A 17,457-nucleotide genomic window follows, 5' to 3' on the forward strand; every position below is an offset into this window, starting at 1 on the left:
TAATGTCTTATAACCTTACAGGAATTTTTTGTTCTTTAAGATAATTTTTTACTCCGTTGACTCCATGTTCATCATAATGGAATATAGAAGCCGCGAGAGCTGCATCTACATTTGATTTTTTAAAGACTTCAACCATATCATCAGGTTTTCCACATCCTCCAGATGCAATTACGGGTATAGACAGAGAATCAACAATGGATTTGGTCAAAGTCAAATCATAGCCATCTTTGGTACCATCCTTATCAATACTTGTCAAGAGAATTTCTCCTGCTCCCAATTGCTCTGCTTTTTTTGCCCATTGTATAGCATCAATTCCAGTTTCTTTTTTTCCACCATAAATGAAAACCTCAAACCAGAATTTGGCATCATTTTCTGAAAAAACAGTCACATTCTCCTTTACATCATAGTTTCTTTTTGCATCTATAGCAACTACAACACATTGCCTACCAAAAAGATCCATAAGCTCTGTAATGACTAGAGGATTTTGAATTGCTCCCGTGTTAATACCTACCTTGTCTGCTCCATTTAGGAGAATATTTCGAGCATCTTCAAGAGAAGTTACACCTCCTCCCACAGTAAAAGGAATATCAATCACAGATGCAACCTTTTGAACTAACTCTTTGATTGTCTCACGCCTTTCATCAGATGCAGTAATGTCAAGAAATACCAATTCATCAGCACCTTCGTTGCTATATTTTTCTGCCAGATCTACAGGATTCCCAGCATCTTTTATTGATTTAAAGTGAAGTCCCTTTACAACTCTGCCATTTTTTACATCAAGACATGGGATTATTCTTTTTGTAAGAGTCATGATATTGTTTTTGCCTCCTTGATTGAGATTTTATTTTCATAAAGTGCCTTTCCAAGTATTACTCCAAAAGGATTTTTTGTTCTTACATCTTTAACATCTTCTAGATTAGAGATTCCTCCGCTGGCTATGACATTAGCACCGCTCAAATTGCATGCTTGTTCCAAGAATTTTAGATCAGGGCCCATCATGGTTCCATCTCGACTTACATTAGTTAGCAAAAACTCCGTGAATCCCATATCAAGAAATTCATTGATTGCATCAATTAAGTCAACTCCAGTATTGTCTTGCCATCCATGTATCACTATATCACCATCCTTATGATCAACAGAGATGACAATTCGATCAGGTCCTAAGGAATGTAACAAGTTTTGTAATAGTTTTTTGTCCTTGAAAGCTAGGGTCCCAACAACAACTCTTTGGCAAGAATTAACCACATCTAAAATTACAGATTCGGTTCTAAGACCACCTGCAATTTCTACAGGAATAGAAACGGCATTTGACATTTTTTTGATGAGTTCCAAGTTTGAACCCAGTCCCAATGTGGCATCAAGATCTACAATATGTAAAATATCTGCTCCGTCGTTTGCCCATTTTTTAGCAACTTCGACAGGGTTGCTGCTGTAAACTGTCTTTTGTTTGGGATCACCTTTAAACAATCTCACTACTTGGCCTTCCATAAGATCAATTGCGGGAATGACTTTCATTTTTTACACTCTTCAAGGAAGTTTTTTATCATTATTTTTCCAACAGAACCGGATTTTTCAGGATGAAACTGAGTACCAAAAAAATTGTCCTGTTCAACTACTGCTGGAACTTTAATACCATAATCAGATACAGCAGTGATGATTTTTTCGAAATTTGGTTTTGCTCTATAGGAGTGAACAAAATAAACCCAAGAGCCATCCTCAACACCATCTAGAATCTTACCTGGCTTTTTTATTTCCAGACTATTCCACCCCATATGAGGAACTTTCATTGAGGATGGAAGAACTACTACTTCACCATCCATTATGCCAAGACCTTTTTCCTTTCCCTCCTCACTTTTTTCAAAAAACATTTCCATACCAAGGCAGATTCCCAAAACTGGAACAGTATTTTCAACAACGTCTTGAATTTTTGTATCTGAGAATTTTGAAATGCTTTTGATGGCAGGATCAAAGTTTCCAACTCCAGGTAAAAGCAAACCGGAATAATTTTTAAAGTCATCAATGTTGGTTATGACTTCAACATTTGCACCTGCTTTTTCAAAAGAATTTTTGAGGCTGAAGATATTTCCAGCTCCATAATCAAATATTGCTACTCTAACCATTACATTGAACCTTTTGTGCTGGGAATTCCTTTTTGTTTTTTGTCAATTGATGCAGATGAACGAAAAGCCACTGCCAATGATTTGATGGCAGCTTCTACTTTATGATGATCGTTTTCCCCATACTTTACAGTAAGATGAATGCAACTATTCAGATTTTGTAAAAGAGATTGGAAAAAGTGTTCAAGATCTTCTTTTGACATGTCTTCAATTTTGTTTCGTTTAATCAATAAGGTTAGTTTCCAGAAGGGTCTCTTCACCAGATCAACGGATGCCTCTGCAAGTGATTCATCCATCGGAACTGAAGCATAGCTAAATCTTACTATTCCGCTTCGATTTCCTAATGCCTTGTCTATAGCCAAACCAATGGAAATTGCAGTGTCTTCAATCAAGTGATGTTCAATTCCATCATTTGATTTTGCATCTACCTTCAAATCCATCATTCCGTGTTTGGCAAATGAAACAATAAGATGATCAAGGAAATTAATGCCTGTATTGATGTTTGTTTTTCCCATTCCATCCAAATTAACGGTAACTTGAATGCTAGTTTCTTTTGTATTTCGTTTTATGCTAGCTTTTCTTGAGGTCATTTTTATCACAGATTTTGAATATGGTTTATTCTAGATTTAATAGCTTTGGAAGGTCTAGAATGGAATCTAATACTACGAATGCGCCATTTTGATCAAATAATTCAAGTTTTTTTAAAGGATCTTTACTGGTTCCAATGATTCCACAAAAAGTGGTTTTGGAACCCAACTTTGTGGCATCTCTTGCCATAATGAAATCTTCCATCGAATCCCCAACATAAAGAGTGGATTTACTGCCAAGTCCAGCAATGGAATCCAATAATGATTTTGGGTTTGGTTTAGCAAGATCTCTTGACTCATCTTCCAAAAAAGCAGAATTATCAATATCAAAGAAATTTAGTAAGTTTTTCAGAGAATAACGAACAGATTCCATTCCGCGTCCTGTTACCATTGCAATTTTAGAATCAAATTTTTTTTGGAGTTCATTTAATAAATTCTCGTTTATGATTACCAAATCTTTTTCAATCAAACCATTTTCTGAAAATGAAGATTTTTTTCCAAATAATTTTGCATATAACTGAGGACCGTAAAATAATTGGTCAAAAATTTTGTAGAGTAAATTTTCACTGTGAGGTCCAGGATAAGATAGTTGTTGCACAATATCAGATATGTCGGTTTTTGTTTGAATATATTTTTCAACAGATTCTATACCAGTCGAATTGGCATTTGTTATAACCTGAAAAATAAAACTTCTTTGGTCTGTTTGTAATTTGTTAGCGGCAACTAAAGAGAGGATAGCTGCATAAGTAAGATCAACTTCATCATTAAATCCACCTGTAGATTTAAAACCATCAATTATTTCAAAATCAATCTCAAGAGGATCATCGATTTTTGCTATTTTTTGTAAAACATGTTTTGTTGTTTTAATGATAGCTAGATCATATGAACTTGTGATATCAACTAAAACTCCGTCACAATCAAAGATGATAGCATCTATGTCATCAATGAAACTTTGATTTGATTGATCAAGATAAATTCCCTTAGAAGTTTCTGTTAATGTCATCTCAACAGGTCACGTATTGCTAGCAAGAATTTTGAATTCATTTCTTTAGTACCAATTGTAACCCTAAGGCAACCCTCATGATTACCAATTCTTCCTAATTTACGAATTGCAATTCTTTGTTCTACAAGTGCCGAATAAACTCGTTTGTAGGAATCATGAGCGTCAAACAACACAAAATTGGCTTTTGAATCAAACACGTCAAAAACATCATATTTTTTTAAAGTGTCAATGATTCTCTTTCGTTCGCGTTTTATCTCTTCAGCAGTATCTTGCATTAGTTTTGACTTTTCCAGAGCGATAATACCAGATTCAATGGTGATGGTACTCAAAGGGTATGGATATTGTAAAACTTTCATAAATACATCGGTTAGTTTTTGGTTTGCTATAAAATAACCCAGTCTTAATCCGGCAAGACCAAATGATTTTGAGAGGGTGCGAGCAACAATAAGGTTTTTTTGAGTTTTCACCATGTTAGAAAGAGAATAGTCACCAAATTCGCCATAAGCTTCATCAATTATAACAAGACCCTCAAATGATTTTATCAATTTTTGTAGTTTATTTTTTGGAAATTGAAATCCAGTAGGATTATTTGGAGAATCAAGATAAAGAATATCTGCACTTTCTGAGTTTTTAGAAAATTCGTCTATGTCTAGTTTCATATCATCTGAGAATGGAATCGAAATTAACGGAATAGAGTAAAGTTTGCATCTTTCTTCAAAAAAACCAAAAGTTGGTTTTGAAGTTAGAACTTTAGTTTGTTTAGATGCAAAATTAGAAAGGAGAAGATCAAGAATCTGATCAGAGCCGTTACCAACACCAATCATATCTGGAGGAACTTGAGAAAATTTTGAAATAGATTCAATTAATCTTTCTACATCTCCAAGTGGATACCCACGTATGTCAGAATTTTTTTTTGCATGGGTAATTATGTCATTTTGAAATTGTTTTGGCATGACATAATTTTCATTTGAATCAAGTTTTAGAACATCAGTATGTAATTCAGGTTTCACATATCCACCAAGAGATGAAAATTTCTGAATTTGTTCATCAAGCCAGTTTTTTTTCAAGTTAATCTACCTCTAACTGCTTCATAATGATTTGGAAGACATTCAGCATTTGTTAAAATTTCCAAATATTTTGAGATTTTTGACAATGATGATTTAGTGCTGCTAACATATGTTGTTACTTTTATAAAATCAAGAACTGAAAGGGAACCACGTATTGTTGCAAATCTATCAGTAGGGAGGATATGATTTGAGCCCAAAACATAGTCACTAGCAGAAGAAGGAGTTTGATGGCCTAACAAAATTAATCCTGCATTTGTAATTTTTGAGGAAAACAAATTAGGATTTTTTGTCATTATTTGAAGATGTTCAGGTGCTAAAGCATTTGCAAGTTGTACTATATCTGAATTAGTCTTACAAACTCCAATAAATCCATTTTTTTTCAAACTAATTTTTACAAATTCCTGTCTTTTTATTTCAGAGAGTAATTCATTTACAGATTTCTCTACGGACTTTGCAAGTTTCATAGATGTGGTGATTAAGTAACAGAACGTGTCTGAGCTGTGTTCTGCTTGAGAGATAAGATCCAAGGCTACAATTCTAGGATCCGCACTATTGTCTGCAATTATTGCTAATTCAGTAGGGCCTGCTAGCATGTCTATACCAGTATGATCACTTATCATAGATTTTGCAGCAGTAACAAATGCTCCTCCTGGTCCAACGATTTTATCAACTCGGGAAATTGTTTTGGTACCATAAGATAGTGCTGCAATGGATTGTGCGCCACCAGTTTTGTAGATTTCGTTAGCGCCACAGATTTTAGCTGCTACAATGGTTAAAGGATCAATTTTACCTTTTGAGTTTGGTGGTGAAACAACAACTATTCTTTTAACTCCAGCCACTTTGGCTGGAACTACAGACATTATAACAGAACTTGGATATTTTGCGAGTCCACCAGGAACATAGCAACCAACACTACTGATCGGATTAAATTTTTTTGAAACCTTCACGCCACTAATGTTAACAAATCTATCTTTTAGTAGAGAACGAACTTTTTTCTCCGTCTGTTCTAGTCGGGATTTTGCCATGTGTAGAGATTTAATCTCAATTTTGGAAACTTGAGAGTATGCATTTTTGATTTCAGAATCAGATACTCGAAGAGATTTAAGATTTGCACCGCCAAATTTTTTTTCATATTTCCGTATAGCATCATCGCCATTTTTTCTTACAGCATTCAAAATAGATTTGACTGTAAGTTTGTTTTTTTGAGATTGTTTTGGCCTTATCTCTGATGCAAACTTGTCAATACTGTTTACTTTGATTATTCTTATCAATTTTCTTCATCACGTTTTATCTCCTCAAGATCTAAAATCTGTCTAGGTTCATGTACTACAAGACCTTGAGCAATCTTTCGCAATTTTGGAATAAGTTTATGGAATTCCTCTTTTTTAATGACTGTGTTGACTCCAAACCAACCGTCTTCACTAAGGGGACTAATGGTGGGTTTTTTTAGAGACGGCATTTGGGATAAAAGTTTTTTTAGATTTTTCTTTTCAACGTTTAGATAAATATGCAAATATTTGCGTCCATGTACAGCTCCCCTCATTAACGTCACAATATCAAATATTTTTTCTCTTTTTTTAGAATCATTAAGAGATTTCTTGTTTACAATCAAATGAGCAGTAGAAGTTAAAACCTCATCAACAATTTTTAATTTATTTTGCTTGAGAGTAGTACCAGTCTCAGTAACATCCATAATGGCATCAACATCTTCAGGAGGTTTTGCTTCAGTAGCACCAAAAGATAAATGAATTTGAACATTTTTGTTGGTTCCCAGTCTAACCCATGGAGTAACAATAAGTGGATCTTTGGAGCCAAAGTATTTTTTGTAAGATTTTGATTTTTTAATAAAACTAGATGCAGTAGTAAGATATTCAGATGAAATACGCAGAGTTTTTTTCTTTTTTCCATAATCTGCAATCATTTCATCAAGATTCTTGTATCTGTAATTATCAGGAAAAGCAATAACTAATTTTATCTTGCCATATTCTAAATCCAAAATGGATTCGACATCAGAATTTGTTTCCCCTACCCAATCTTTACCAGTAATACCAACATCATAAAGCCCTTCAGAAACTAGAGTGGGAATTTCTTGAGGCCTTAACATTTTGACAATTATGTTTGGATCATCAAGAAATACACGGTAAGTCCTATTTTTACGATTAACTTTTGTCCAAGATTTTTCTAGTAACTTGAAAGTAGCTTCTTCTAAACTTCCTTTTGGAATAGCAAATTTTATCGGAGACATTTGTAATTTTTTTTACTTTTTGGCTATATAATAGCATGTTTAAGATCTTTCTAGTAATTCCTTTGCTTTGTTTAATGAAATGTTGTTATCTCTAATCATTTTTTTAACAATTTCATCTATTTGCTCAGAGTTGGCACCTGCCGCAGATGCAAGATTTCTTGCATGCAAACGCATATGTCCTTTTTGTATGCCTTCAGTTGCCAAGGCCCTAATTGCACTATAGTTTTGAGCAAGGCCCGTAGCAGTCATCACACATGCAAGTTCTTTTGCAGATGAGACTCCAAGAATTTTTGTACATATTTTTGCAATTGGGTGAACATTAGCTATACCACCTACAATTCCTACAGAAAGAGGAATTTCCAAAATACCCACCAGATTTCCATTCTCATCTTTACTCCATTTGCTAAGAGAACGATACATGCCGGAACTTGCAGCATATGCATTTGCTGCAGCTTCAATTGCTCTGCTGTCTTGGCCAACAGCATTTGCCACAGCTATTGTTCCATTCATAATCCCTTTGTTGTGTGTTACTGCTCTATACACATCATTATCTGCAAACTCGTATGCGAGGATAACATTATCAACTACTTGTTCACCGCCTACGGATTCTTTTTCAAAAACTGCTTTTGCTTTAACCATTCTTCTTGTTGAATAATTGGATAGAATTCGCAATAAAACCCTACCACCAGTAATTTGTTCAATAAGAGGTGCAACAGATTCACACATAGTATTGGTGACGTTTGCACCCATTGCGTCTCCAACATCAATTAATAGTTCTACAATAAGCATTTTGCCAGATGGCGTATCTAGCTCTTTGCAGTAGACATCCTTTGCACCTTTATTCATTTTAGATAATGTATTACTTTTTGAATTTGCCAATTCAAGTATCTCCTTTGAAGAACTATTGATCTGTTCTGATGCAGATTTTACATCAACGTCTAAAACTTGTATTTGGCCAATACTGTAAGATTCATCTGCAGAAACCTCAAATCCTCCCTTAATTCTTGCAATTTTTGCGCCTTTTGATGCAGCAGCAATCACAGAAGGTTCTTCAATTACCATTGGAATCAGATAATCCTTACCGTTGATTCGAAAATTTGTAGCAATTCCCAAAGGAAGAGAAAAAGTACCTATAGCATTTTCAACCATTTTGTCTGCTTGTTCAAATAAAATTCCTCCACAGTCATTTTCAAGTACAGACAGATCATCATTTGAAAGATTGGCAAAATTTGCAACCGTATCGAGTCTTTCCTTTCGTGACTTTTCAAAAAATTTTGAGATGGATGAATCAGGCATTTTACTTCAATATCCTCAATAATTTATCATCCATAGCATCCGGAAAACCTTTTCCATCAGTATTTGAAGTTATTACATAAAGACTTCCATCATTTCCCTGCACCACATCACGAACTCTTCCTATTCCACTCAAAATTGATTTTTGAGAACTCAAACCTTCCTCAAAATCAACTTGATAAAGATTTGCGGCTCTCATTGAAGCCATTATGAATGGAAATTCAAATTCTATACTATCTCCAGAATAAAACAAAATTCCACCGGGTTCAATGCTAGGATCATAGCAAAGAATAGCATCTTCAAATTTATCATTTCCAGAACATTCTTGTTCAGGCCAACCATAGTTTTTGCCTGAAATTATCTGATTAATTTCATCATTTTTTTCAGGTCCAAATTCTGCAATGAACATATTTCCATTGTTATCCCAGGTCATTCCTTGAGGATTTCTATGTCCTAAGGAATAGACAGGAGAGTCAAGAAATGGATTATCGTCAGGAATTGTCCCATCATCATTTAATCTCAATATTTTTCCAGACAAAGAATCAAGATCTTGAGGCAGGTGGGACGAATCAGAAACAGTTCCTGTTCCCACATAGATTTTGTCATCAGGACCAAATTTTATAAAACCACCATTAGTAAAAGAAGATCCAGGAATTTTATCAAAAATAGTTTCTGCGTCTTTTAATTTATTTTCATGCTCTGTTATTCGAAGGATTTTGTTCCACAAGTTTCCATCTTCTTCATACGTTAAAAAAACATAAAGAAAATGATTTTCTGAAAAATTGGGATGCGTTGCAATTCCAAGCAAACCTCCGTCAAAAACATTAGCAGCACGAAATGCAGCTAGAGGGGATTCTAACAAAACACCATCTTGAACAACTCTAACAAATCCATCTTTTTCGGTAACAAAAATTCTATCATCAGCAACTGCAATTGCTCTAGGCTTATCCAAATTTTCTCCTAAAATAGATACAAAGTCGTTTTTTGAATTTACAGTAGGCTCAGGCAAAGGAATTGGATCGGTTCCAGAAGTTAAAACAAGAGTTGAGAAGGATACTGCAATAATCACAACTACAATTTGGATTTTTCTATCCACAAATTGATGAACTTTGCAAATCCTATTAATTACTTTCAAGTCTTTGATAAAGCGTATATACTGCTGATCCTCATTGAGGTATCAGCGGGGTGGGGAAGTCAGACTCTTGAGGACTAGGTCATCCCGGCGGGCTCATAACCCGCAAATCAGTAGTTCAAATCTACTCCCCGCTATTACTTTTCATACACACAAACCCAAGATTTAGTCTGATCAAATTTTTTGTTTTTGTTGAGTAGATTCATTCTCTGCATTGGTCTGGTAAGATGTCTATGGGCAGACATTATGGGAATATACAAACATGGTTGTATTTTCCTAGGGATTCGAAGAATAGTTTTTTTTGATGACTGTTTTCCACAACGAATACACTGAAATCCTTGAAATTGTCCTTTTGATTTCATTTTTTTAGAGCATTTTTTACAGATAGGATTGGATTTTACAAAAATTTTTTGGAGACTAAGAACATGAATAAATTCAAGATTAAGAATTTGCGGAAAATTTTTTGAGGCTTTTCTTACTCCACCTCCAACACAAATTTTATCACCCTCAATCAAATTGGATGCAACATTTGTCATTCCAGTTGGTTTGTATACAGCACATCGATATTCATGATTATCAGAAATAATTTTAAAAATTACATGTCCACCATTAATTATTTCTGGCACTCCAGATACAATTCCAGTCAATTTACCAGAGGCATATGGTCTCATTGTTTGAAAGTCTAATTCATTTCTTAAATGATCATTTGTTCCTTGATTTGATTTGAAGATCATATAACCATCTAATTGTTCTGCAGGTTTGAGAATCTTTGTTGCTTGTATCAAAGAAGACATATTTTCCCCTCTAACACCATAAAAAACAGGATCTGGTCCATGAGGAGTAATCAAAACTCTTCCTTTCTTAGTATCAAAGCTATTGTAGGTATTTGGTGAAGTTCGTTCTTGCATAATTCTAACACTTTCAGAAGATAGAACTCGTTGGGTTCCAAATTTTGATTTTTTACGATAACTTAACAATTCCAATGTATGATCATGAAAAACATATCCTATAGCACCTATAGAACCTACCAAGCCTTGTCCATTTCCAAGATAAAAAAATTCTAAATTTTCTTTCTTCGCAAATTTTTTAGCCTGATTCCTACTAACTAATTGCCACAAAGCCTGATTGCTAAAATCGGTGAATTCAGTAGGAATAGAGTCATTTTCGTAGAATACTAGTGCAGGATTTGCACCATTTTTAACATCAGAATATTTTGAAACAAAATTTTTAATTTGATTTTTTATTCTCGTTGGATTTTTAGTTCTAATACTTATTGAGACAGCACCGTTACCTCGTGTTTTCCAAGGAATATTTGGGTTAAATCGAATTAATTTTGGAAAGTCAAGAAATTCGACATTGCTCTTTTGTAAGGAATTTACAATTTTGTATGCTAAAAACGTAGTACACATTCCTTTGGGAGAATCAGTATCATCAAATCCAATATGGACAACAGTATTTTCGGCCACAGTTCAGATATTATTTAGACACATTTTTAGTTGTTTGAAGGACAGTTGGTTTAAATTAATAAAGTCATGTTTCAAGCTCAAATTGATTGTTATTGATAAGGAAAGAATTTTTAAGGAAATTAGGGAAAAAGAGCCCGCATCAGTTTCATTAAATGGTCCGGATGGAATTTTACCTCAAGTTCAAGAAACAGCAATTGCAATTACAAAAGAATTTGGAATACCTGCATATATTTTAGCAGATACGACTTGGGGCACGTGTGATTTGAATTCAAATGGATCAAAGGTATTAGGAGCTGAAATTCAATTCAATATAGGACATTCAATAAACACAGAGTCACTAGAAAAAAATCTGGTCTTGATTGATGCTTTTGATGATGTAGAGTTTGATAGAGTTGCAGAAAAATGCGCTAAACTTCTAGTGGGAAAAACAATTTCACTGGTTACGGATAGTCAACATTTACATCAAGTAGACAAGGTTAAACAAATTCTCGAACAAAGTCAGATAAAAGTTAAGATTGGAAAAGGAAAAGGCCAACTTAATGACGGACAGGTATTTGGATGTGAGTTCTATCCTGCTTCGGATTTAAAAAAAGAGGTTGATGCGTATGTTTTTTTGGGACAAAGTAACTTTCATGCTTCAGGAATTGCGTTATCAACAAATTTACCAACATATGTTTTGGATCCATATTTTAACGAAGTACGTGAAATAACAGAATTTGCACTAAAGTTGAAAAAGAAAGCAACGCTTGCAATTTACAAAGCTGCAGAAGCTAAATCATTTGGAGTAATAGTAGGACTAAAGGAAGGACAGTTATCAAAAGTTTTTGCTTTAAAAATTAAAGAACAGTTGGAAAGAGAAGGTAAAGAAGTACAATTATTTGGATTAACCGATATTACAAACGATAGACTGAAAAATCTCAAAGGAATCGATGCTTTTGTGCAAGTAGCATGTCCAAGAATCTCAACAGATAATCAATTCGATAAACCCGTTTTGTCAACCCCACAGGCAAATGCACTTTTGAAAGTTTTACGTAAAGAAAACATTGATGGATACTTGGAAATTCATCACTGGTTATAATTTCGATTTTAATTTTAGAATTTATAATTTTCAGATTTCGGGCTTCATGAGAATTTTTCCAAATAATCCTTTTCCCTTGAGCATTTTAGTATGAGCCTCCGCTGCTTGCTCAAATGAATAGGTCGAATCTATTATTGATTTTATTTTACCTTCAGCCATCCAGTAAAGTCCTTGTTCTAGCTCTGCTCGAGTGCCCTGTGTAGAGCCTAAAATGTTAATTCCTTTGAAAAAAATATGTCGCAAATCCGTTTTTGCATCATAGCCAGTTGTTGCACCAGTAGTTACGATAGTTCCACCATAATTAAGAAGAGTAAGTTCTTTGTTCCAATGAGATCCACCAATGTGTTCAAATATTACGTCAACTCCAGTGGGCGCTCCATAAGGTTTAGGTATTTTTTTCGAAATAGATCTTACCTCTCTATGCCAATCAGAATTTCGATGATCAACAGCATAATCAGCTCCTAATTCTAACAATTTATCAAGTTTATCTGGACTGGCAGTTGCAATTACGGTACAGCCAAAAAGTTTTGCAATTTGGATTCCATAATTTCCAACTCCTGAACCACCACCCATGATGAGAACTACCTCTCCAGGTTGAATTTTTGCTCTCCCAACTAACATATGCCATGATGTAAGAAGAGTCATCGATGCAGCTGCAGCTTGATCGTAAGAAACATTGTCAGGAATTTTGACTACGTTAACTTCTGGCAGATGGGTGTATTCACAATAACCACCCCAAAGTGGACCAGTTTCAAAACCCCATATAGTTCGTTTTTTACAATCATACTCTCGTCCACTGGTACATAACTTACATACTCTACAAGACATATTTCCATGAGATACAACCCTATCACCTACCTTGATATTTTTGACATCATCTCCGACTTCAACTACTTCACCAGCAGCATCAGTCCCAGAAATATGCGGCAGAGGAATTGCCAAAGGTTTCCCACGCATTCCCCAGATATCGTCATAATTAAGAGCAGCAGCTTTTACTTTGAAGATAACTTCATTAGATTTTGGTTTAGGTTTGGGAATATCTTTAATCTGTAATATTTCCGAAAAATTATCATTTGTAGCATATTTCTCATATACCAAAGCTTTCATGATTTTTTTAAAAATATCAGATGATATATGATTTACCAAAGGATTACCACAAACAATTATAATCACATTCTCAAAAAATACTCCATGTCTGAAAACACAGTTTTTCCTGGAGATAAATTAGCCTCGATTGAAGAATATGAGGCAGGCTACAATACTTTTGATGATGGAGATCTGGTTAGAGCCGCAACAATAGGTAAGAAGAATATTGACAAATCAACACGAATTGTCGAGATACAACATCCTAGAATACTTTCAATTCCAAAAATAGGAGACATAGTCATAGGAACTGTCGCAGCAGTTATGTCTTCCATGATAGCAGTATCAATTGACTATATTAATGGAAAACCAGTAACTTCTAAAGTAGAATGTGTATGTTCTACAAGAAATATCAGAAAAAAGAACATAGCGTTGGTTAATGACATAGTAACATTAAGAATCAAAAATCATTTGAATGGAACAATTCATGCTACGATAGATGAACCAGAATTAGGGATTTTGTTCACCAAGTGTAGAAAATGCGGAGGTAAAGTTGTGCCAATGAGAGATGCAATCAAATGTACTGAATGTTCCTGGATTGATGAACGAAAACTCTCTACAAAGTTTAACAATAGTGATTTCATAAATCTATGATCTTAAATTGATACAAGTTTCATTTCAAGGAGAATTAGGAGCATATAGTGAAGCAGCTGCAAAAGCATTCTTTGATGAAGAAATAAAATCAATTCCGTGTGCAACATTTGCAGAGGTACTACAAAGCACTACAGATAATGAGACAGATTATTCAATTTTGCCAGTAGAAAATTCCTTAGAAGGAAGTGTTGGAGAGAGTTACGACTTGCTCTATCTTACGTCACTTAATGTGATAGGAGAGATTTATCATAAAATTGAACATTGTCTGATTGGAACTGGTAAATTAGATGAAATAGATACAATATATTCACACCCGCAAGCATTAGGACAATGCAGGAAATTTATCCAGAAATACAATATGAAATCAATTCCAACATACGATACAGCAGGTAGTGTAAAAATAATTAAAGAATTAAACAAGACCAATTTTGCATGTATTGCAAGTAAAACTGCATCAGTAATTTACGATGTTCCAGTAATCAAAAAGGACATAGCAAACAATCTGAATAATCATACAAGATTTTTAATATTGTCAAAAGATAAATCAAGAAAAACGGGTAATGACAAAACGTCAATTATTTTTTCTATCAAACACGAACCTGGTTCACTATATAGAATAATTGAGAATTTCAATATCAACAAAGTAAATCTTACCAAGATAGAGTCAAGACCAACAAGAACAAATAACTGGGAATACAATTTTTACGTGGATTTTGAAGGTCATGAAAAGGACTCACAAATTTCAGAAATGTTAAAAAAAATAAAACAAGAAACTGTATTTATGAAAGTTTTAGGTTCATATCCTGCCGCGAAAGGAAACTAGAATCCTTTTGGCTTCCTCAGAGTAAATCCCATGCTAAATCCGATAATTATTACACCAGATGTGATTACTATTATGTGGTAACTAAATAGAATAGGATCTGTTGTAACATTCAGAGATGCATCAACTTCAAGGTCAGTAGAGCCTGTGTTTTGTATGTGTATTCTGGTAACGCCATCTTCTTGATGAACCCAATCTAGGATTAATTCATCTTCATATGATTCTACAGTTCCATCTTTCTCATCATTTGGAATTTGGAGTCCTGTGCCAGGACTGGACAATTTAATATCAAATTTTTCACCAGTAATTTTCATATGTTGTTGAGCACCGCTATTTGCAGTGATTTGATAAGAAGTAGAATCACCTACTCCAAAAGTTTCATTTACATCAACTGTTTGAAATCCTATACTTGAAATTAATGAAAATACCCCAATTCCTATAATTGCACTTCCAACAACAAATCCAATGATAGTCCTTTTTGCGAGCACATGAAACGATGATGATATACCGCTTAAAAAATTTCCTAAAACAAGATAAAAGACAATTTACGGGGGTTATGTTATTTTCGAACTTATTATCACATTAAAGAGACATCATGTGGTTGACTTTCAGCAAATCCTGCCCTAGACATTTTAATAAATTCTGCATTGTTTTGCATTTGAGGTATTGTGTGTGCGCCACAATAGCTTAAACCAGAGCGAACACCTCCCGTGAGCTGTTTTAGAATATCAGTCACTGTTCCTTTATAGGGAACCATGGCTTCTACTCCTTCAGCTACATAGTCATTTAGATCATCATCAAAAGAAATAGAGCCAGTTTCCTTTGACTTTCTTCCAATCGAAGCAGCCAAAGAAGCCATTCCACGATAAACCTTGAATCTTTTACCATTTTTTGTCAAAACGGTGCCAGGTGATTCATCAGTACCACCAAGCATACTTCCAACCATTACAGATGATGCACCTGCAGCCAATGCTTTAGTTGCATCACCAGAGGTTCGTGTTCCACCATCAGAAATTATTGGAATTCCGTAATCATTGCCAATTTTTGCACAATCCATTACTGCAGTTAATTGGGGAACACCAGAACCTGTAATCACACGAGTTATACAAATGGAGCCAGAACCAACTCCGACTTTAACTGCATCTACTCCAGCTTTTATCAAATCTTCTGCGCCTTGGGAAGTTGCAATATTACCTGCAATTAACTCACAATCTGGAAATGCTTTCTTAATGTTTCTAACAGTACTTAACGCATTTTCACTATGTCCATGTGCAATGTCAACAACAAGAACATCTGCACCTGCACCTAAAAGAGACTCACTTCTTTCTAAAAAGTCTCCTTTTACACCAACGGCGGCACCAACCAACGGACGTCCTTTCTTGTCTTTAGAGGCGTTTGGATAATCAGTGTTGTTGGTGATGTCTTTGCTTGTTATCAGCCCCTTAATGCAACCTGAATCATCAACAAGAGGTAATTTTTCAATTCTATGGTTATGTAAGATATCTTTTGCCTCATCGAGAGTAACGCCTGGTTTAGAGGTAACGACATCCTTGGTCATTACATTAGAAATGGAATCATTTGGATCGGCAAAAAGCAAATCTCGTTCAGTTACAATTCCTATCAAATGATCATTTGAATCAACTACCAAAAGTCCAGATATTTCCTTGTCCCGGGCATAATCAATGGCATCCTGAATTAATTTTTCAGAAGATATAGAATAAGGATTTTCTATCATTACACTTCCTGAACGTTTTACTTTGAGTACTTCGTTAGCTTGTTCAGTTATAGTCAAAAATCTATGAATTATTCCTATACCACCAGCGCGAGCCATAGCAACTGCCATAGAAGATTCAGTGACAGTATCCATGTTTGCACTCACGAATGGAATATTGATCGATATATTTCGAGATAATTTTGTACTAAGATCAGTTTGTGTTCTACTAGTAATATCCGAATATTTGGGTACTAGAAGAACATCGTCAAAAGTTAATCCCTCTTTGAATTCCAATGAAACCTTGTTAAAAGGGTCTTAGATTAATTATAAGCCTTTGCGTTGCTTAGAGAGTTTAGAAGCTACCAACAGAGCATCTCGTGAGGCTGAAACATTATGAGTGCGTATAATATCAGCTCCATTCATGATAGAGATGGCCTCAGCAGCTATCGATCCAAATATTCGATCGGAAGGATCCTCTTTGTCCAAAAGTTTTCCTAAAAATGATTTGTTAGAAACAGAGATCATAATTGGAAAATCTTGTTTTAGTAAACTCAAATCTTGCAAGATTAACAGATCTCTTTCAAACCAATCAAATTTAGATTTTGTAAAGAACGGACCTTTTCCATTTTTTCGGAAAAATCCAATTGCAGGATCTAGAACTATTTTGTCAGGAGAAATGTCTTCTTGTTTAGCAATTTTAATACTTTCTCTGAGAAGTTTTCTGGTAACAGATACAGGATTGCCAGAAACCATTTTTTTGTCATATGCACATAGGATCAAAGAAGCATTTGATTTGGCGATAATCTTTTTCATTTTCAAATCATATTTTAAACCAGAAATATCATTAATTATTTCTACGCCACAATTCAATACTTTTTCTGCAACAGAAGATCTACATGTATCAACAGATATGGGTAAATTCGAAACGTTTTGAATAATTTTGATAGCAGAAAGGAGTCTTTCAGATTCAGTTCTTTCAGAGATCAGTGTAGAAAGATAGGGTGCAGTAGACATACCGCCAACATCAATGAAATTGGCACCTTCTTGCTCCATTTTTTGAACGGCATTTTTAATCTGAGTTTTTGTCATAGCCACAGATTTTTTAAAAAATGATTCTGGACTGAGGTTAAGAATTCCCATAATACGCACGGGGTTACTTCCACCTATAGGAATAGTACCAAGAAAGGTCATAGGATTT

General features: G+C 34.6%; 18 protein-coding genes and 1 tRNA gene. 4 read left to right on the forward strand and 15 right to left on the reverse strand.

The window, feature by feature from the left end:
• Positions 1 to 7 precede the first annotated feature (7 nt).
• From hisF to ACOQN3_RS09330, 10 genes are read right to left on the reverse strand one after another with little or no spacing between them, the layout of a single operon-like run.
• A complete protein-coding gene (gene hisF / locus ACOQN3_RS09285; protein ID WP_420546177.1) occupies positions 8 to 811 on the reverse strand; it encodes an imidazole glycerol phosphate synthase subunit HisF in 804 nt (267 codons plus the stop codon).
• The gene (hisA, locus tag ACOQN3_RS09290) at positions 808 to 1,515 is read right to left on the reverse strand and encodes a 1-(5-phosphoribosyl)-5-[(5-phosphoribosylamino)methylideneamino]imidazole-4-carboxamide isomerase (RefSeq protein ID WP_420546178.1); all 708 of its coding nucleotides are present in this window, start codon (positions 1,513 to 1,515) and stop codon (positions 808 to 810) included. The genes hisF and hisA overlap by 4 nt, the downstream gene beginning before the upstream one ends.
• The gene (hisH, locus tag ACOQN3_RS09295) at positions 1,512 to 2,120 is read right to left on the reverse strand and encodes an imidazole glycerol phosphate synthase subunit HisH (RefSeq protein ID WP_420546179.1); all 609 of its coding nucleotides are present in this window, start codon (positions 2,118 to 2,120) and stop codon (positions 1,512 to 1,514) included. The genes hisA and hisH overlap by 4 nt, the downstream gene beginning before the upstream one ends.
• Complete coding sequence (locus ACOQN3_RS09300; protein WP_420546180.1) at positions 2,120 to 2,707, reverse strand: imidazoleglycerol-phosphate dehydratase; 588 nt, start codon at positions 2,705 to 2,707, stop codon at positions 2,120 to 2,122. Before ACOQN3_RS09300 ends, hisH begins: the two co-directional genes overlap by 1 nt.
• Before the next feature lie 25 nt (positions 2,708 to 2,732).
• Positions 2,733 to 3,707, reverse strand: a complete 975-nt coding sequence (locus ACOQN3_RS09305; RefSeq protein WP_420546181.1) for an HAD family hydrolase — start codon at positions 3,705 to 3,707, stop codon at positions 2,733 to 2,735.
• The gene (hisC, locus tag ACOQN3_RS09310) at positions 3,704 to 4,774 is read right to left on the reverse strand and encodes a histidinol-phosphate transaminase (RefSeq protein WP_420546182.1); all 1,071 of its coding nucleotides are present in this window, start codon (positions 4,772 to 4,774) and stop codon (positions 3,704 to 3,706) included. The genes ACOQN3_RS09305 and hisC overlap by 4 nt, the downstream gene beginning before the upstream one ends.
• Positions 4,771 to 6,042, reverse strand: a complete 1,272-nt coding sequence (gene hisD / locus ACOQN3_RS09315) for a histidinol dehydrogenase (RefSeq protein WP_420546626.1) — start codon at positions 6,040 to 6,042, stop codon at positions 4,771 to 4,773. The genes hisC and hisD overlap by 4 nt, the downstream gene beginning before the upstream one ends.
• Positions 6,042 to 7,019, reverse strand: coding sequence for an ATP phosphoribosyltransferase (hisG, locus tag ACOQN3_RS09320; RefSeq protein ID WP_420546183.1), 978 nt, complete (start codon positions 7,017 to 7,019; stop codon positions 6,042 to 6,044). The genes hisD and hisG overlap by 1 nt, the downstream gene beginning before the upstream one ends.
• Positions 7,020 to 7,058: 39 nt before the next feature.
• On the reverse strand, positions 7,059 to 8,315 hold the full coding sequence (locus tag ACOQN3_RS09325) for a hydroxymethylglutaryl-CoA reductase, degradative (protein WP_420546184.1): 1,257 nt from the start codon (positions 8,313 to 8,315) through the stop codon (positions 7,059 to 7,061).
• Position 8,316: 1 nt separating this feature from the next.
• Positions 8,317 to 9,408, reverse strand: coding sequence for a PQQ-dependent sugar dehydrogenase (locus ACOQN3_RS09330; protein ID WP_420546185.1), 1,092 nt, complete (start codon positions 9,406 to 9,408; stop codon positions 8,317 to 8,319).
• 83 nt (positions 9,409 to 9,491) lie between these two features.
• Here ACOQN3_RS09330 and ACOQN3_RS09335 point away from each other — a divergent pair.
• A tRNA-Met gene (locus ACOQN3_RS09335) sits at positions 9,492 to 9,581 on the forward strand.
• On the opposite strand, the gene ACOQN3_RS09340 is transcribed toward ACOQN3_RS09335, so the two are convergent.
• On the reverse strand, positions 9,582 to 10,910 hold the full coding sequence (locus ACOQN3_RS09340; protein ID WP_420546186.1) for a TiaS agmantine-binding domain-containing protein: 1,329 nt from the start codon (positions 10,908 to 10,910) through the stop codon (positions 9,582 to 9,584).
• Between the two features lie 82 nt (positions 10,911 to 10,992).
• Here ACOQN3_RS09340 and dph2 point away from each other — a divergent pair, with 82 nt between their 5' ends.
• The gene (gene dph2, locus ACOQN3_RS09345) at positions 10,993 to 11,988 is read left to right on the forward strand and encodes a diphthamide biosynthesis enzyme Dph2 (protein ID WP_420546187.1); all 996 of its coding nucleotides are present in this window, start codon (positions 10,993 to 10,995) and stop codon (positions 11,986 to 11,988) included.
• Between the two features lie 30 nt (positions 11,989 to 12,018).
• On the opposite strand, the gene ACOQN3_RS09350 is transcribed toward dph2, so the two are convergent.
• Positions 12,019 to 13,095, reverse strand: coding sequence for a zinc-binding dehydrogenase (locus ACOQN3_RS09350; RefSeq protein ID WP_420546188.1), 1,077 nt, complete (start codon positions 13,093 to 13,095; stop codon positions 12,019 to 12,021).
• Positions 13,096 to 13,179: 84 nt separating this feature from the next.
• Here ACOQN3_RS09350 and ACOQN3_RS09355 point away from each other — a divergent pair, with 84 nt between their 5' ends.
• Positions 13,180 to 13,725 (forward strand): exosome complex RNA-binding protein Csl4, encoded by a 546-nt coding sequence (locus tag ACOQN3_RS09355; RefSeq protein WP_420546189.1) that lies wholly within the window; start codon positions 13,180 to 13,182, stop codon positions 13,723 to 13,725.
• A gap of 7 nt (positions 13,726 to 13,732) precedes the next feature.
• A complete protein-coding gene (gene pheA, locus ACOQN3_RS09360; protein WP_420546190.1) occupies positions 13,733 to 14,548 on the forward strand; it encodes a prephenate dehydratase in 816 nt (271 codons plus the stop codon).
• Here pheA and ACOQN3_RS09365 read toward each other — a convergent pair.
• From ACOQN3_RS09365 to folP, 3 genes are all read right to left on the reverse strand, one after another.
• Positions 14,545 to 15,033, reverse strand: coding sequence for a hypothetical protein (locus ACOQN3_RS09365; protein ID WP_420546191.1), 489 nt, complete (start codon positions 15,031 to 15,033; stop codon positions 14,545 to 14,547). The genes pheA and ACOQN3_RS09365 overlap by 4 nt on opposite strands.
• 89 nt (positions 15,034 to 15,122) lie before the next feature.
• A complete protein-coding gene (gene guaB / locus ACOQN3_RS09370; protein ID WP_420546192.1) occupies positions 15,123 to 16,553 on the reverse strand; it encodes an IMP dehydrogenase in 1,431 nt (476 codons plus the stop codon).
• A gap of 30 nt (positions 16,554 to 16,583) precedes the next feature.
• On the reverse strand, positions 16,584 to 17,450 hold the full coding sequence (gene folP / locus ACOQN3_RS09375; RefSeq protein WP_420546193.1) for a dihydropteroate synthase: 867 nt from the start codon (positions 17,448 to 17,450) through the stop codon (positions 16,584 to 16,586).
• Between the last annotated feature and the right edge of the window lie 7 nt (positions 17,451 to 17,457).

The organism is Candidatus Nitrosopumilus sp. (assembly GCF_965223225.1).
In the GTDB taxonomy this organism is placed as follows: Archaea; Thermoproteota; Nitrososphaeria; order Nitrososphaerales; family Nitrosopumilaceae; genus Nitrosopumilus.

What these genes read in the sequence shown, in the direction of transcription:
- hisF (WP_420546177.1), bottom strand. Translation starts at nt 811, where the DNA reads ATGACTCTTACAAAAAGAATAATCCCATGTCTTGATGTAAAAAATGGC.
- hisA (WP_420546178.1), bottom strand. Translation starts at nt 1,515, where the DNA reads ATGAAAGTCATTCCCGCAATTGATCTTATGGAAGGCCAAGTAGTGAGA.
- hisH (WP_420546179.1), bottom strand. Translation starts at nt 2,120, where the DNA reads ATGGTTAGAGTAGCAATATTTGATTATGGAGCTGGAAATATCTTCAGC.
- ACOQN3_RS09300 (WP_420546180.1), bottom strand. Translation starts at nt 2,707, where the DNA reads ATGACCTCAAGAAAAGCTAGCATAAAACGAAATACAAAAGAAACTAGC.
- ACOQN3_RS09305 (WP_420546181.1), bottom strand. Translation starts at nt 3,707, where the DNA reads ATGACATTAACAGAAACTTCTAAGGGAATTTATCTTGATCAATCAAAT.
- hisG (WP_420546183.1), bottom strand. Translation starts at nt 7,019, where the DNA reads ATGTCTCCGATAAAATTTGCTATTCCAAAAGGAAGTTTAGAAGAAGCT.
- ACOQN3_RS09325 (WP_420546184.1), bottom strand. Translation starts at nt 8,315, where the DNA reads ATGCCTGATTCATCCATCTCAAAATTTTTTGAAAAGTCACGAAAGGAA.
- ACOQN3_RS09350 (WP_420546188.1), bottom strand. Translation starts at nt 13,095, where the DNA reads ATGAAAGCTTTGGTATATGAGAAATATGCTACAAATGATAATTTTTCG.
- ACOQN3_RS09355 (WP_420546189.1), top strand. Translation starts at nt 13,180, where the DNA reads ATGTCTGAAAACACAGTTTTTCCTGGAGATAAATTAGCCTCGATTGAA.
- folP (WP_420546193.1), bottom strand. Translation starts at nt 17,450, where the DNA reads ATGACCTTTCTTGGTACTATTCCTATAGGTGGAAGTAACCCCGTGCGT.